Annotated in this window: 11 protein-coding genes; all 11 read right to left on the bottom strand. The window is 72.7% G+C overall.

Annotated elements, in window-relative coordinates; genetic code table 11:
• The coding region (locus tag M8I34_RS32500; protein WP_250055663.1) for an EboA domain-containing protein at positions 1 to 715 on the bottom strand (715 nt) is incomplete at its 3' end.
• Complete coding sequence (locus tag M8I34_RS32505) at positions 709 to 1,758, bottom strand: sugar phosphate isomerase/epimerase (RefSeq protein WP_250055665.1); 1,050 nt, start codon at positions 1,756 to 1,758, stop codon at positions 709 to 711. The genes M8I34_RS32500 and M8I34_RS32505, both read right to left, overlap by 7 nt.
• Positions 1,755 to 3,230, bottom strand: a complete 1,476-nt coding sequence (locus tag M8I34_RS32510; protein ID WP_250055674.1) for an SCO3242 family prenyltransferase — start codon at positions 3,228 to 3,230, stop codon at positions 1,755 to 1,757. Before M8I34_RS32510 ends, M8I34_RS32505 begins: the two co-directional genes overlap by 4 nt.
• A 149-nt stretch (positions 3,231 to 3,379) precedes the next feature.
• Positions 3,380 to 4,540, bottom strand: a complete 1,161-nt coding sequence (locus M8I34_RS32515) for an inositol-3-phosphate synthase (protein ID WP_374211021.1) — start codon at positions 4,538 to 4,540, stop codon at positions 3,380 to 3,382.
• Between the two features lie 161 nt (positions 4,541 to 4,701).
• Positions 4,702 to 6,105 (bottom strand): ThuA domain-containing protein, encoded by a 1,404-nt coding sequence (locus M8I34_RS32520; RefSeq protein ID WP_250055677.1) that lies wholly within the window; start codon positions 6,103 to 6,105, stop codon positions 4,702 to 4,704.
• Between the two features lie 86 nt (positions 6,106 to 6,191).
• Positions 6,192 to 8,651: a PQQ-dependent sugar dehydrogenase gene (locus M8I34_RS32525; RefSeq protein ID WP_250055679.1), complete on the bottom strand. Its 2,460-nt coding sequence runs from the start codon at positions 8,649 to 8,651 to the stop codon at positions 6,192 to 6,194.
• Between the two features lie 178 nt (positions 8,652 to 8,829).
• Positions 8,830 to 9,837, bottom strand: coding sequence for a sugar phosphate isomerase/epimerase (locus M8I34_RS32530; RefSeq protein WP_250055682.1), 1,008 nt, complete (start codon positions 9,835 to 9,837; stop codon positions 8,830 to 8,832).
• A 12-nt stretch (positions 9,838 to 9,849) separates the two neighbouring features.
• Positions 9,850 to 10,965 carry a Gfo/Idh/MocA family protein gene (locus tag M8I34_RS32535; protein ID WP_250055768.1) on the bottom strand — a complete coding sequence of 372 codons (1,116 nt, stop codon included), beginning with the start codon at positions 10,963 to 10,965 and terminating at the stop codon, positions 9,850 to 9,852.
• Between the two features lie 171 nt (positions 10,966 to 11,136).
• Positions 11,137 to 12,198: a substrate-binding domain-containing protein gene (locus tag M8I34_RS32540; protein WP_250055684.1), complete on the bottom strand. Its 1,062-nt coding sequence runs from the start codon at positions 12,196 to 12,198 to the stop codon at positions 11,137 to 11,139.
• Entirely contained in the window at positions 12,195 to 13,169 is a 975-nt protein-coding gene (locus tag M8I34_RS32545) for an ABC transporter permease (RefSeq protein WP_250055770.1), read from the bottom strand. Before M8I34_RS32545 ends, M8I34_RS32540 begins: the two co-directional genes overlap by 4 nt.
• Positions 13,170 to 13,387: 218 nt before the next feature.
• Positions 13,388 to 14,950, bottom strand: coding sequence for a sugar ABC transporter ATP-binding protein (locus M8I34_RS32550; RefSeq protein WP_250055772.1), 1,563 nt, complete (start codon positions 14,948 to 14,950; stop codon positions 13,388 to 13,390).
• Between the last annotated feature and the right edge of the window lie 434 nt (positions 14,951 to 15,384).

A 15,384-nucleotide genomic window follows, 5' to 3' on the forward strand; every position in this document is an offset into this window, starting at 1 on the left:
TGGGGGTCTGGGGCCCGGTGGGGTTGTGGTGCGTGGGAGATGGTCCGGCGGGGGTGGGGTGAGCCGGAGTGGGTTCGGTGAGGGCCAGGGCGCGGTGGAGATCGTCGGGGAGGGCGCGGCCGGCGGCGGTGCGCTCGCGGGCGTAGTCGCGGAGCATCCGGGCGAGTTCGGCATCGCTCCGGGCGCGTGGGGCGAACTCGGCCACGGCTGACAGGGGGACGCCCGTGAAAAGGCACTTCAGGACGGCGTGCCGCCAGGCGTGGGCGTCGAGGTGGCGGGCCGCGTACGGTCCGACGGCGGCGGCGACCAGCCAGGTGTCGTTCGTCCGCAGCGCATCCTCGACCAGCGGCGTGGCGGCCGGGCCGAGCTCCAGGTACGGCAGGGCCAGGAGCACGGCACGGCGTTCGGCGGCCGTGCCGTGCGCGGCGAGCCGGGTGACGGTCGGGGCGTCGGCGCGGGCCGTGCACAGCATGAGCACACGCGCCGCCTCGGCGGCTTCCGGGTCGGGCTCGTGCGGCGGCTCACCCCGGGTGCAGCACCGCCCGGCCGAGGCGAACCGCATCTCCCAGGCGGGTGGTGCGCCGCCTGCCGGGGCGGGTTCGGCGCCCTGCGCGGCCTCGGTGAGCGCGGTGGTGAGCCAGGTGCGGGCGGGAGTGTCGAGGCGGGCGCGCAGAGAGGTGTGGAGGTGGTCGAGGCGCTGTTCGGGGGTCAGCACGGGGTGCCTCCCCGGGGGGCGGGGATGCCGGTGGGGCGCTTCGGTGGGGTCGTCGCTTGATGCTGTTCGGCGGCGCGTTGTGGGGCGATGGGCTGTTCAGCGGTGCTCTGTACGGCGGCGCGTTGTGGGGCGGTGGGCTGTGGGGCGGTGGGCTGCCCGGCGGTGGGCTGCCCGGCGATGTGTTGTTCCGCGGTTCGGAGGAAGTGCAGTGAGGAGCTGGCGAGTTGGGGGCCGGCGTGGGAATGGCGGGGCAGTTCGACGCTGACCAGGCCCTGGTAGCCGACGTCCTTCAGGGCGTCCAGGACCGGTGGGAAGTCGATCTCGCCGGTGCCGAACGGCAGATGTTCGTGGACGCCCCGCCGCATGTCCTCGATCTGCACATGCCGCAGCCATGGTGCCGCGGCCCGTACGCAGGTGGCAGGCGGATCGGGCTCCAGGCACTGGCAGTGGCCGATGTCCAGGGTGAGACCGAGCAACGAGGCCTGCGGGCCGCCGAGTACGGCGCGGAGGTAGTGGAAGCTCGCGAGGTCGGAGACGAGGTGGCCGGGCTCGGGCTCCAGGGCGAGCGGCAGCCGGGCGTCGGCGGCGGCTTCGAGGACCGGACCGAGGGAGCCGGCGAGGCGGTGCCAGGCGGTGTCCTCGGAGGTGCCGTCCGGGCGGACGCCGCTGAAACAGTGGACGGCCCCCGCCCCCAGGTCGGCGGCGACACGGACGGCGGTGCACAGCAGACCGGTACGGGCCGCACGGGCCTCCGGCTCCGGGTCGAGAAGCGTGGGGTGGTGTTTGCGGCGGGGGTCCAGGACGTACCGCGCGCCCGTTTCGATCGCCACGGAGAGCCCCAACTCGCCGAGCCGGTGGGCGATATCGGCGGTGCGGCCCGCCAGCCCGGGGGCGAGCGGATCGAGGTGCATATGGTCCAGGGTCAGCGACACCCCGTCGTAGCCGAGGTCGGCGAGGAGGGCGAGGGCATCGTTGAGGCGGAGGTCGGTGAGGCCGTTGGTGCCGTAGGCCAGCCGCAACGGGGTGGTCGTCATCGAGGTCATGTCGGGCTGACCTTTCGGGACAGGCGCCGGGCCGCGGGGATCAGCGCGAGCAGGGCGGCCGCGGTACGGGGTGCGCCGGCGCGGGCGGTGAGCGCCGCCTGGAGCGGGATCATGGCGCGGATACCGCCGCCGACGGCGCGCTGGAGGAAGTACGGCGAGGGGTTGAGGACCGCGTGGAGGAGCGGGCGGGCGGCGGTGGCTCCGTACCCGGCGAGGAGCGCGGCGGTGACGGGGGAAGGGGCCGGGGCGGCCGGACGGCCCACAGAGGGGCGGCCCGCGGCCGGTTGGCCCCCGGCCGTACGGGGCACAGCTGGGCGTCCCGCGGCCGGACGCCCCGCGGCGGGGCGATACGCGGCCGGGCGATACGCGGCGGGACGGCTCCGGCCCCCGCTCTCGATCCGGCTTCGGCTCTCGCCCCGAATCCGGCTCCGGCTCTCGCTTCGGCCTCGGCTCTCGCTCCGCATCTCGCCACGGCTTCGGCTCTCGCTTCGATCTCGGCTCTCGCCCCGTATCTCGCTCCCGCTTCGGCTCCGCCTCCAGCCACCCCTGGCCGCGCCCGCCACCGCGGCCACCGCGGCCACCGCCGCCAGACCGGCCAGCGGCAGGGCTGATGAGCTGCCCTGGGCCTCGCGGCGCGAGACGGTGGTGACGGCGAGGGTGTGGGCGCCGAGCAGCAGCGCGGAGGGCAGCGCCGCACGGGCGGACCGGGCGGCTCCGGAGGGATACGGGGTGTCGGTACGGTCGGCAACGACCGGTCGCCGCGGTCGCGTGGTGCCCGGTGGAGCGGTGGCGACGGCTCCCTGGAGCAGGTCCAGCGTGCGGGCGCAGGCCATGGCGGCCGGGCCCGCGGGGGTGTTCTTGAGGTGCAGGTCGTAAGCCCAGACCGTGGCCGCGAGGGCGGTGGCGGTGAGCAGGGCGGGACGGCTCGCCGCCGCGGCGAGGGCGAGCCCGGCGACGGTGAGGCCACCGGCCGCAGTGAGGGCGGCGGCCGGTGCGATCCGGCCGGACGGGATCGGGCGGTCGGGGCGTTCGACGGCGTCGATATCGCGGTCGGCCCAGTCGTTGAGCGCCATACCGGCCTCGTAGAGGCACAGGGAGGCGCATGTGGCGAGCGCGGTGCGGTGATTCGGGCGGTGACCGGCGGCGGTGGCGCCCGCGAGCAGATCGCCGGGGACGCTGAAGAGGGCGGAGACGCGGAGGAGTTCGGCCCAGGCCCGGCCCGTGCCGTTGCCGTTGCCGTTGCGGTTGTCGTTGCCGTAGCCGTAGCCGTCGGCACCTGCGCCGGTGCCGCCCGCGTCTCCCGTGGCCCCGCCGGAACCCGCGGCTCCCCCGGCGCCCTTAGGCCCGTCGGCATCCGTAGGCCCGTCGGCGCCCGTACGCCTGCCGACACCCGTAGGCCCGCCGACACCCGAGGGCCCGTCGCCCCCCGAACGAACACGCCCGGTGGCAGGATCCCCCACAGAACCCGCCACCGGGCCGTTCTTCCTGGGGCGCGGCGATCGGCCGTCCCCGGGGCCGGGGCCGAGGCGCTGCCCCGGTCCCAGCTCAGGAACATACCCAGGCTTCCACCCGGCCATCCCTCCCTTTCCCTCCGGTGAGCGGCCCGGTCCGTTCACCGGGCTCATGACGGCGTCCCGGTCCGCAGCAGTTCGGCGTACTCGACGAGCGCCGTGTACTGGTCGGCGAGCGCGGCGGGTCCGTCGTCCGGGTCCTTGAAGTAGAAGCCGAGGGCGGGTTGCGGGCCGGACAGGCCTACGGTGTGGGCGGCGGCCAGCAGACGGGCCAGATCGAGGACGAGGGGGGCGGCGAGTGCGGAGTCGCAACCCTGCCAGGTGGTCTGGAGGGTCATCCGGCTGCCGAGGAAACCGTCGAAGGCGATGTGGTCCCAGGCGGTCTTCCAGTCGCCGAGCGCCGGCACGTTGTCGATGTGCAGGTCGCCCGCGGGGAGTTCCCCGAGGGTGTCGGCCAGGACCCGGGCCTTGCCGGCGTTCTTGGCGGCCGCGGCGCCCGGATCGGCGAGGGCCGCGCCGTCGCCGCCGCCGAGGAGGTTGGTGCCGGACCAGGCCCGTACGGCGAGCGCCCGCTGGGCGAACATCGGGGCGAGAACGGAGCGCAGCAGGGTCTGCCCCGTCTTGCCGTCGCGTCCCGCATACGGCAGTCCGCTGACCGTTGCCATCTCCTGGAGGAGGGGGTGGTGCAGGCCGGTGGAGGGGGTGAAGTTGAGGTACGGGCAGCCCGCGCGCAGGGCGGCGTAGGCGTAGAGGGAGCTGGCCGGGAGCCGCTCGCCGTGCGGGTCGGCGGGGGCCGGTTCCGTGCTGGCGACGTTGATGACGACGGTCCGGTCGAGGTCGTGGTCGCGGCCAAAGGCCCGGAGGTCGGCGGCGAAGGCGCCGATGAGTTCGGCGTCGGTACGGGTGTCGCCCGGCTGGGGGCCGCCGGGCCGGATCGCGGCGTCGGCGGCGGTGAGTTCGGCGTGTACGGCCTGCGGCAGGCCGTACGGGAGGACGCCGCCGGCGGCGAGTTCCTCGGCGCGTTTGGGCAGCGGGCAGGAGAGGGTGTCGTGGCCGCCGAAGACCAGGGCGGAGAGGGCCGGGAGGGCGGGGACCGGAGGGTCGGTGAAGGGGGCGGATTCGGTGACCATGCCGGTGGGGCGGTGCAGACCGGCGGTGAGGGCGGCGCAGCCGGCGATCACGGTGGTGGCGACGGAGCCGCGGGCGCCGATGAGCCAGACGCCGGTACGGCGGGTGGGCTCGATACGGCGGGTGGGCGCCACGCGGCGGATGGGCTCAGTGCGGCCCGCGGGCTCCGTACGGCGAGTGGGCTCCGTACGACGGATGGGCTCAGTACGGCCCGCGGGCTCCGTGCGGCGAGTGGGCTCCGCGCGACGGATGGGCTCGATGCGGCCGCTTCCGTCGGCCGTGTCCGTGGTCGGGCCAGCGGCCATCACTTCGTCCCCCTGTTCCGCTCGGCCGGGGCGCCCGCCGCGCCGCCCGCCGGGGTGCCCGCAGGCGCGCCCGCCGGGGCGGCCAGTTCCTTGATCCGGATGTTGCGGAACGCCACGTGGTCATCGGCGCCGTGGTTCTGGAGGCCGAGGTAGCCGTCGGTCAGGCTCCGCTCGGGGTCCTTGTTGGTGAAGTCGTTGATCTCGACTCCGTTGAGATACACCCGCAGGCGCTCGCCCTGGACCCTGATCTCGTACGCGTTCCACTGGCCGGGCGGCCGCAGGGCCCGGTCGCGGGCCTCGAGGTCGGCGGACTGGAAGGAGTAGACGGCGCCCGTGGTGCGGTCCGGCGCGTCCGTCGCGTCGATCTGGATCTCGTAGCCCTTGTTGACGGCCGACCAGGGGTCGTCGGAGGCCGGGAAGCCCACGAAGACACCGGAGTTGTCGTCGCCCCGCATCTTCCAGTCGAGCTTGAGGGAGTACGACCCCAGCTCCTTGGCCTGGTACCAGAGCAGGCCCATGCCGCCTTCGGAGGCCAGCGTGCCGTTCTCGACGGTGAAACCTCCGGGCCCGGCCTGCTTCCATCCGTCCAGGGTCCGGCCGTTGAAGATCGGCCGGTAGCCGGTGCGCGGCCGGCAGTCGGCGGTGGCCTTCCCCGCGGCGTATTGCAGGCCGCCGAGCAGATGGGCGCGGAACGCCGGGTCCGCGTAGGACTCCTTGGTGTGGCCGCCTCCGGTGTAGAAGGCGCGCCCGCCGCCGTAGCTCTGGCACCAGGCGATCGGATGGTCGCCCTTCATGGTGCCGCCCGTGTACGTCGTCTCGTCGAGGGACGCGAGGACATGGGCCTGCGCACGGGGGTTGGTGCGGTAGTTGTACCACTCGTCGGTGCGCTCCCAGGCGTCCGGAAGGTGCGCGGTCGCGGGGTTGCCGCGGTCCTCGACCCGGACCGTGGCGGGCTGGATGGCCGGATGCGACTGGAAGTAGGCGCCGACGAGCCCGCCGTAGAAGGGCCAGTCGTACTCGGTGTCGGCGGCGGCGTGGATGCCGAGGTATCCGCCGCCGCCGGCGACATAGTCCTCGAACGCCTTCTGCTGGGTGTCGTCGAGGACGTCGCCGGTGGTCGACAGGAAGACGACGGCGTCGTAGCGGGCGAGGTTGCCGGGCATGAACGTGTCCGCGGACTCGGTGGCGTCGACGGTGAGGGAGCCGGCGTTGCCCAGTTCGCGCAGGGCGGCGATGCCGTCGGGGATGGAGTCGTGCCGGAAGCCCGCGGTCTTGGAGAAGACCAGAACGCGGCCGGTGTCGTGGTGCCGGGCGGGTGCGGCGGCGCCGGGCAGGGCCATGGTGGCGAGGAGGGCGGCGGCCGTGGCGGCGGTGAGGCCCAGGCGGCGTGCGGAGGGGTGCATGGGGTGTCCTTCCTCCGGCGGGGCGTACGGGCCGCTGTGCTGCACGGCCCGTACGCCCCGGTCGGCGAGGGGGTCAGCCGGGTGGCTCAGCCGGTGGTGAGGGTGAAGTCGTCCACGTCGTAGAGGGCGGCGCTGCCGCTGCCCTTGAAGACGAGGTAGAGGGTGGTGCTCGTGGTGGGCGGGCGGGTGAGGGCCGTGGTCACGTCCTGGTAGGTCTCCCAGGAGCCGGTCGGCTCGACCTTCGCGCTGCCGAGCAGCCGTCCGGTGGGCGAGCCGCTGCGGATCTCCAGGGTGCCGCCGCTGCCCGCCGAGGCGACCCGGGCGGTGAGGGACGTGGCGTCGGAGATCAGGTACGGCGTGAAGGAGATCCAGTCGCCGTTGTTGATGTCGCCGACCGTCTTGCCGCCGTGGGCGGGTGTGTGGCCCACGACCGAGACGCCCTGGGAGTCGCCGAAGTGCTCGGCCTGGCGGTGCTTGGGCTGGGCGACGTGCTGGTCGTGTGTGGTGAGCGCGGGCTGGCCATTGGCGCCCTTGTCGGTGTACTCGGCGTCGAAGACTCCGAAGACGTTGGCGTTGGGGTCGTGCTCGCTGTCGGCGCTCGTCTTGATGACGCCCGAGCAGCCGGTGGCGGACGTCACCGGGTGGCCGTGGCTGTCGTGGCCGAGGATGTGGGTGACCTTGACCTTGGTGCAGTCGATGGTCCCGTCCTCCGGGTCGGTCACCTTCACCTTGAAGGGCACCTCGTCACCGAAGGTGAACAGCTGCCCGTCACCCGGGAGTTGGAGGGTGACCTCGGGCGCGGTGTTGCCGACGACGAGGTGGACGTCGGCGCTGCCGGTGCGGCCGGTCGGGTCCTTGGCGGTCACGGTCGCCGTGTAGGTGCCGTTCTTCCGGTACGTGTGGCCGGGGGCGGCACCCGTGCCGGTGGTGCCGTCGCCGAAGTTCCACGCGTAGGTGAGCGTGTCGCCGTCGCCGTCGCTCGCGGTGGAGGAGAACTTCACCTGCATCGGCGCCTGGCCCGAGGTCTTGTCGGCCTTGGCGTCGACGACCGGCGAGTGGCCTTCGGTGGCGTTCTCGATGCGGTAGAGGCCGGAGTTCTCGTCGCCGCCGAACCAGGCAGTGCCGTAGTCCAGGACGTACAGGGCGCCGTCCGGGCCGAAGGCCATGTCCATGATCTGGGTGCCGGTCCACGGGAAGGGGTTGATGGACGTCACCTTGCCGTCGCCATCCTGCTCGATCCGCTTGATCCAGCGGCGGCCGAACTCGCCGGCGAAGAAGTCCCCGTCGTACGCCTCGGGGAACTTCACCGGAGACGTGGACGCGGCGTCATAGCGGTAGACGGGGCCGCCCATCGGGGACTCGGAGCCGGTGCCGAACTCGGGCACGGAGCCGCCGTCGTACGGGATCCACGCGGCCTGCGCGGGCGGCAGGTCGACGAGGCCTGTGTTGTGCGGCGAGTTGTTCTTGGGCGCGCCGCAGTCGAAGGTCGCGCCGGATGCCTTCGTCGCGAAGTCGTAGTCCACATAGGCGTCGTTGTTGCCGGTGCAGTACGGCCAGCCGAAGTTGCCCGGCTTGGTGACACGGGCGAACTCGACCTGGCCGGCCGGCCCGCGCTTCGGGTCGGCCGCGCCCGCGTCGGGGCCGTAGTCGCCGACGTAGACGATGCCGGTCGGCTTGTCGACGCTCATCCGGAAGGGGTTGCGGAAGCCCATCGCGTAGATCTCGGGGCGGGCCCGGTCCGTGCCGGGAGCGAAGAGGTTGCCGGACGGGACGGTGTACGAGCCGTCGTCGGCGACCTTGATGCGCAGGATCTTGCCGCGCAGGTCATTGGTGTTGCCCGCCGAACGCTGGGCGTCGTAGGCGGGGTTGCGGGTGTCGCGCTCGTCGATGGGGGTGAAGCCGTCGGACGCGAACGGGTTGGAGTCGTCACCGGTCGACAGGTAGAGGTTGCCGTCCTTGTCGAAGTCGATGTCGCCGCCCACGTGACAGCAGATGCCGCGGGACGCGGGGACGTCGAGGATCTTCTTCTCGGAGGCGTTGTCCAAGGTGCCGTCGGTGTGGAGGGTGAAGCGGGAAAGGCGGTTCACGCCGTCGAAGGGCGTGAAGTCGGCGGCGGTGCCGTCGTTCGGGGCGTCGCCCGCGGGGGTGTCCAGCGGGGGTGCGTAGTAGAGGTAGACGGCGCGGTTCCGCGCGAAGTCCGGGTCCACGCCGACGCCCTGGAGGCCTTCCTCGTCGTGGTGGTAGACCGCGAGCCTGCCCGCCTGCTTCGTCGTGCCGTTCTCGTCCGTGAGACGCAGGATGCCGTCGCGGGAGGTGTGCAGGACCTTGCGGTCCGGGAGGACGGCCAGCGACATCGGCTCGCCGACCTCTTCGGCGCCCTTGGCGAGGGTGACCTGCTGGAAGTCCTCGGCCGAGGCCTGGGCCCCGGCGGCCGGCGCGGTGGCGGATTGGGCGGGGGCCGTGCCGAGGGCCAGTGAGGTGGCGGCCAGTGCGGTGCTCGCGAGGAGTGCCAGTGCCGACCGTATGCGGGGCCTTCTTCGGGGCATTGCGGTGCCTTCCGTGCGAGGGGGGTGCGTGGTGGGGTTCTTGTCGCGCGGCCTCCGGCCTTGCTCGTCCTCAATCGCCGGACGGGCTGAGTGGGGTGCCGGATGGGATGGGTGGGGGTGCCGTACAGGCTGGGCGGGGTGCCGGACGGGCTTGATGGGGGTGCCGGACGGGCCGGCTTCACTCGGCCTTGTTGCTGAATGCCGCATCGAACGTCGCCGTAGGCGGTTCGAAGTCGTAGGTGCGCAGACGGGCCAGCGCCTCCGGGGCTCCCTGGAGGCGGTCCATCCCCGCGTCCTCCCACTCGACCGAGACGGGCCCCTCGTACGCGATGGAGCGCAGCATCCGGAAGACGTCCTCCCAGGGGACGTCGCCGTGCCCGGCGGAGACGAAGTCCCAGCCGCGGCGTGGATCGCCCCAGGGCAGATGGGAGCCGAGCCGGCCGTTGCGGCCGTCGAGGCGCTTACGGGCCTCCTTGCAGTCGACGTGGTAGATGCGGTCGCGGAAGTCGTAGAGGAAGCCGAGCGGATCGAGGTCCTGCCAGACGAAGTGGCTGGGGTCGAAGTTGAGCCCGAAGGCCGGGCGGTGGCCGATGGCTTCGAGGGTGCGGTGGGTGGTCCAGTAGTCGTAGGCGATCTCGGACGGGTGCACCTCGTGGGCGAACCGCACGCCCTGCTCGTCGAAGACATCGAGGATCGGGTTCCAGCGTGCGGCGAAGTCCTCGTAGCCGCGTTCGATCATGGACTCGGGGGCGGGCGGGAACATCGCGACCAGGTGCCAGATCGACGAGCCGGTGAAGCCGATGACGGTGTCGACGCCGAAGGCTGCGGCCGCGCGGGCGGTGTCCTTGATCTCGGCCGCGGCCCGCTGCCGAATGCCCTCGGGCTCGCCGTCGCCCCAGATACGGGCCGGCAGGATCGCCTGATGGCGCTCGTCGATGATCGCGTCGCAGACGGCCTGTCCGACGAGGTGGTTGGAGATCGCCCAGCAGCTGAGGCCGTACTTGTCGAGCAGGGCGTGGCGGGAGTCGAGGTACCCGGGGTCGGCGAGCGCCTTGTCGACCTCGAAGTGGTCGCCCCAGCAGGCGAGTTCGAGGCCGTCGTAGCCGAAGTCGCGGGCGAGGCGGCAGACCTCCTCCAGGGGCAGGTCGGCCCACTGGCCGGTGAAGAGGGTGAAGGAGCGGGGCATGACCGGGCCTCCCTAGGCCGGGACGGGTGTGTGGACGGAGTTCGTGGCCGCGCTCTCCTCGACGGCCGCCAGGACACGCTGCACCTGGAGACCGTCGGCGAAGGAGGGCTCCGGCGGTGCTCCGGTGGCGATCGCCTGCACCAGGTCGCGGGCCTGGTGGACGAAGGTGTGCTCGTAGCCGAGCCCGTGGCCGGGCGGCCACCAGGCCTTCAGATACGGGTGGTCGGGTTCGGTGACGAGGATGCGGCGGAAGCCGGCGGCGTCGGCCGGTTCGGTCTGGTCGTGGAACGACAGCTCGTTGAGGCGCTCCAGATCGAAGGCCAGCGAGCCGCGCTCACCGTTGAGTTCGATCCGCAGGGCGTTCTTGCGGCCGGCCGCTGCCCGGCTGGTCTCGAAGGAGGCCAGGGCGCCGGAGGCGAACCGGCCGGTGAACAGTGCGGCGTCGTCCACGGTGACCCGGCCGCGGCCGCCGTCCGACAGCGGCCGCTCGGCGACGAAGGTCGCGGTGACGGCGGAGACTCCGGTCAGCCGCTCCCCCGCGAGGTGCTGGGCGAGGTCGACGATATGCGCGCCCAGGTCGCCCAGCGCCCCGGAGCCGGCGTGTTCGCGTCGCAGCCGCCAGCCCATCGGCGCCGTCGGATCGACCAGCCAGTCCTGGAGGTAGGTCGCCCGGACATGCCGCAGCGTCCCGATCCTGCCCGCCGCCACCATCCGCCGGGCGAGCGCCAGCGCGGGCGTACGGCGGTAGTTGAAGCCGACCATGGCGATCTGGCCACGGGTCCGGGCGGCCTCGGCGGCCCGGACCATCGCCTGCGCCTCGGCGACGGAGTTGGCGAGCGGCTTCTCGCACAGCACGTGCTTGCCGGCTTCCAGCGCGGCGACGGCGATCTCGGCGTGGCTGTCGCCCGGGGTGCAGATGTCGACCAGCTGGACATCGTCGCGGGCGATCAGCTGCCGCCAGTCGGTCTCGGCGGCGGCCCAGCCGAGTTTGCGGGCGGCGGCCCGTACGGCGGTGGCGTCGCGTCCGCACACCGCGTTCATCGCCGGGCGCAGCGGCAGGTCGAAGACGCGTCCCGCGGTGCGCCAGCCCTGGGAGTGGGCGGCGCCCATGAAGGCGTAACCAACCATGCCGATGCCCAGGGCGGGGGCGCCATCGGGGTGGCTGTGGTCCTGCGCGTGGTCGTCCATGAATCACCTCGTCTGTCGACGGTGGGGAGGCCTCTCCGGCGGGGCACGGGCTGGCCCGCGGACCCGGCGGGGCGCACGGTCCGGCAGGCCGGCCCGGTGCCGTACGGCGGATCAGTGGAAGCCGGTGGGGAGGTAGTCGTCGACGTTGTCCTTGGTGACGACGGCGGAGTAGAGGGTGAGCGAGGCCGGGATCTCCAGCTCCGCCATTCCGCCGATGCCCTTGCCCTGGGCGAGCGCACGGGCGAGGTCGATGGCGGAGGCGGACATCGTCGGCGGGTAGAGGACGGTGGCCTTCAGCACGGAGCCGCCGGCCTTGATGGTGTCCATGGCCTTGCGCGACCCCGCGCCGCCGACCATGAGGAAGCCGTCCCGGCCGGCCTGCTTGATGGCGCGTTCGGCGCCCACGCCCTGGTCGTCGTCGTGGTTCCACAGCGCGTCGAAGGAGGGGTGCGCCTGGAGCAGTCCCGCCATCTTCGACTGGCCGGACTCCACGGTGAATTCGGCGGCCTGTCTGCCGACCTTCTCGATATGGGGGTAGTTCTTCAGCGCGTCGTCGAAGCCCTTGGTGCGCTGCCGGGTCAGCTCCAGGTTGTCGATACCGGCCAGCTCGACGACGGTGGCGTGCTTCTTGTCCTTGAGCTGTTCGCCGATGTAGTGCCCGGCGTTCAGGCCCATGCCGTAGTTGTCGCCGCCGATCCAGCAGCGGTAGGCCTGCGGGGAGGCGAAGACCCTGTCGAGGTTGACGACGGGGATGCCGGCCCGCATCGCCTTGAGGCCGACCTGGGTGAGGGCCTTGCCGTCGGCCGGCAGGATCACCAGTACATCGACCTTCTTGTTGATCAGGGTTTCGATCTGGCCGATCTGCTGGGCGGTGTCGTTGGAGCCCTCGGTGATTTCGAGGGTGACGTCCTTGTAGCGCCGGGCCCGGGACTTGGCGTTCACGTTGATGGCGTTGAGCCAGCCGTGGTCGGCCTGCGGTCCGGCGAAGCCGATGGTCACGTGCTTGCCGGGCTTGTCGTCGAGGCCGCCCGCCTGCCGGTCGTCGCTCGTCGCCGCCCGGTCGTTGCTCTCGTTGCTGGTGCAGGCGGTAAGGAGGGCGCCGGCGGAGACGGCGGCGGCGCCGAACAGGATGCCCCGGCGGGTGGTGGGGGTGTGGTGCGCTTGCTCCGTCATGGCGTACGGCCCTTCCTCTGGATCAGTACGGCGGCGACGATGATCGCGCCCTTGGCGATCTGCTGGACTGCGGTCTCCAGGTTGTTCAGCGCGAACAGGTTGGTGATGGTGGTGAAGACGAGGACGCCGAGGACGGAGCCGGTGATGGTGCCGCGGCCGCCGCTGAGGAGGGTGCCGCCGATGATCGCGGCGGCGATGGCGTCGAGTTCGTAGAGATTGCCGTTGGTGTTCTGGCCGGAGCCGGTGAGGACGATGAGCAGGAACGCGGCGATTCCGCAGCACAGGCCGGACAGCAGGTACAGCAGCAGGCGCTGACGGCGCACATCGATACCGGCCAGCCGGGCGGCCTCCGGGTTGCCGCCGACGGCGACGGTGCGGCGGCCGAAGGTGGTGCGGTGCAGGACCAGCCAGCCGATGACGGTGACGGCCGCGAAGACCAGCACGATCGGCGGGACGCCCAGGACGTAGGCGTCGCGCTGGCCGAGTTCCAGGACCGGCTGGACGTCGACGATCTGGGTGCGGCCCTCGCTGATCTGGAGGGCCAGGCCGCGGGCCGAGGCGAGCATCGCGAGGGTGGCGATGAACGGCACCATGCCGCCGAAGGAGACCAGCAGGCCGTTGACCAGTCCGCAGCCCAGACCCACGAGCAGGGCGGAGAGCAGGATGCCGCCGAGGCCGTACTGCTGGGTGGCCACCGTCGTCGCCCAGACGGTGGCCAGGGCGACCATCGCGCCTACGGAGAGGTCGATACCGCCGCCGATGATGACGAAGGTGACGCCGACCGTGACGACCCCGATGACGGACGCCTGGGTGAGCACGAGTTGGAGGTTCTGGAGGCTGAGGAACTGCTCGGGTGTGGTGAGGGCGCCGACGAGGACGAGGGCGGCGAGGACGATGAGGAGGGAGAGGTTGCGGAGGTCGGGGCGCGTACTCCGCCGTCGGGTGACGGCATGCGCACGGGGCGGCCCCACCGCCGGTGCCGGGGCCCCGGCCGGGGCGGGGGCTTGCCCTTCTGAGGTGTTCACGGGACTGCTCCTTGCGGGTGTCGGCGGAGCGACGGCAGTGGGGGGCGGATACGTGGTGAGGTCCTCGGACGATGCCGGACGAGCCGTCTCCGGATGGGCCGTCTCCGGATGGGCCGTCTCCGGCCGGGCCGTCTCCGGCCGGGCTCGGCCTCGATCGCGCCCGGCTACCGCTTGCGGAAGGCCGCGGGCGGGCCGGGAGCCGGCAGGCCGGTGGCGGGCGGCCCGTCCGCCATCACCAGGTCGAGCACCCGGTGTTCGTCCAGCGAACCGGCCGCCGCCTCGTGCACAACGTGACCCTCACGGAGGACGAGGACACGGTCGGCGAGGCCGAGGACCTCGGGAAGTTCGCTGGAGACCAGCAGGACGGCCAGCCCGTCGTCGGCCAGTTGGCGGATCACCGCGTACAGCTCGGCGCGGGCGCCCACATCCACCCCGCGGGTCGGCTCGTCCAGGAGCAGTACCCGGCAGCCGCGCAGCAGCCAGCGGGCCAGTACGGCCTTTTGCTGATTGCCGCCGGAGAGGGTGCGCACCGGCCGGTCCGGGTCGTCGGGGCGCAGGCTGAGGTCCCGGGTGGCGGCCCGGGTCGCGGCCCGCTCCGCCGTACGGTCCAGCCAGCCCGCGCGGGCGAAGCGCGCCAGGGAGGAGACGGAGACATTGCGGCTGACGGACTCCAGGAGCAGCAGCGCCTGGGACTTGCGCTCTTCCGGGGCGAGGCCGAGGCCGGCGCGTACGGCGGCGGGTACGCTGCCGGGCCGCAGCGGCCGCCCGTCGACGAGGACCCGTCCGGCGGTGGGCCTGCGGGCGCCGAAGACGGTTTCCAGGATTTCCGAGCGGCCGGATCCGACGAGCCCGGCGAGGCCGAGGATCTCGCCGGGGCGCAGGGCGAAGTCGAGCGGGGCGAACTCGCCGTCCCTGGCGAGGCCTTCGACGGCCAGTACGGGCGTGGTGGCGGGCGCGGCGGCTACCGGAGGGCGCGGGGGGAACGGGTGCTCGACGGTGCGGCCGGTCATCAGGGCGACGATGTCGCGGGTGGGGGTCGCCCGTGCGTCCAGGCCGCGGGCGGCGGCGCGGCCGTCCTTGAGGACGGTGACCCGGTCGCCGATGCGGCGGATCTCCTCCAGACGGTGCGAGATGTAGATGACGGCGACGCCCTCGGAGGTGAGGCCGGCGACGATGCGGAAGAGGTTGTCGACCTCGTCGGGGTCGAGGGCGGCGGACGGTTCGTCCATCACGATCAGCCGGACGTCATGGGAGAGGGCCCGGGCCATCGACACGATCTGTGCTTGGGCGGCGGACAGGCTCCCGACGAGCGCGCCGGGGGCGATCTCCGGGTGCCCCAGCCGGGCGAGCAGCTCGGCGGTACGGGCCGCGGTCTCGCCGGAGCGGACGAAGCCACCGGTGGCGACCTCATGCCCGAGGAAGACGTTCTCGGCGACGGAGAGATGTTCCACCAGGTCGAGTTCCTGGTAGATGGTGGCGACGCCCAGGCGCATCGCGGCGATCGGCGAGGGGAGTGTCACGGGGGCGCCCTGCCAGCGGACCTCGCCGGCATCGGGCTGGTGGACGCCGGCCAGCACCTTGATCAGAGTGGACTTCCCGGCACCGTTCTGCCCGAGCAGACAGTGCAGTTCACCGGCGGTGACGTCGAGATCGACGCCGTCCAGCGCACGGACACCGGGGAAGGATTTGGTGATGCCCCGCATGGTGAGCAGGGGCGCGGGCGCCACCTCGGGTCCGGTGGGCGGCTGCTGGGGACGGTGCTCTGGTGCCATGACGTGGCCTCCTCGGCGCGACGCCGGTGAGCGGGCAGGGCAAACGGGCTGGGTATACGGGCAGGGCACATGGGCTGGGCGCACGGGCTGGGTACACGGGCAGGCTGAACGGGCAAGGGGGGACGGGCAGTTCACGCCTCTCCGGGCGGCGGTGCGACAGTTCCGGGCCACGGCGGTGCGGGAGCGGTACGGCTGTGCGAAGCCCGGTTGATACGGCTGGTGCGGAGCCCGGTGGTGCGGCCGGCGCGACAGCCCCGGTGGTGCGGCTCGTGCGACAGTCCGGTGGTGCGGCTCGTGCGACAGTCCGGTGGTGCGGTTCGAGCAGGCGGATCAAGCGCGCAGTTCACTCGGCGGGTCGAACGGACGGATCAGGCAAGCGGATCGGACGG

Source organism: Streptomyces sp. MCA2 (assembly GCF_023544705.1).
Taxonomy (GTDB): domain Bacteria; phylum Actinomycetota; class Actinomycetes; order Streptomycetales; family Streptomycetaceae; genus Streptomyces; species Streptomyces decoyicus.

What these genes read in the sequence shown, in the direction of transcription:
- M8I34_RS32505 (WP_250055665.1), bottom strand. Translation starts at nt 1,758, where the DNA reads ATGACCTCGATGACGACCACCCCGTTGCGGCTGGCCTACGGCACCAAC.
- M8I34_RS32520 (WP_250055677.1), bottom strand. Translation starts at nt 6,105, where the DNA reads ATGCACCCCTCCGCACGCCGCCTGGGCCTCACCGCCGCCACGGCCGCC.
- M8I34_RS32525 (WP_250055679.1), bottom strand. Translation starts at nt 8,651, where the DNA reads ATGCCCCGAAGAAGGCCCCGCATACGGTCGGCACTGGCACTCCTCGCG.
- M8I34_RS32530 (WP_250055682.1), bottom strand. Translation starts at nt 9,837, where the DNA reads ATGCCCCGCTCCTTCACCCTCTTCACCGGCCAGTGGGCCGACCTGCCC.
- M8I34_RS32535 (WP_250055768.1), bottom strand. Translation starts at nt 10,965, where the DNA reads ATGGTTGGTTACGCCTTCATGGGCGCCGCCCACTCCCAGGGCTGGCGC.
- M8I34_RS32540 (WP_250055684.1), bottom strand. Translation starts at nt 12,198, where the DNA reads ATGACGGAGCAAGCGCACCACACCCCCACCACCCGCCGGGGCATCCTG.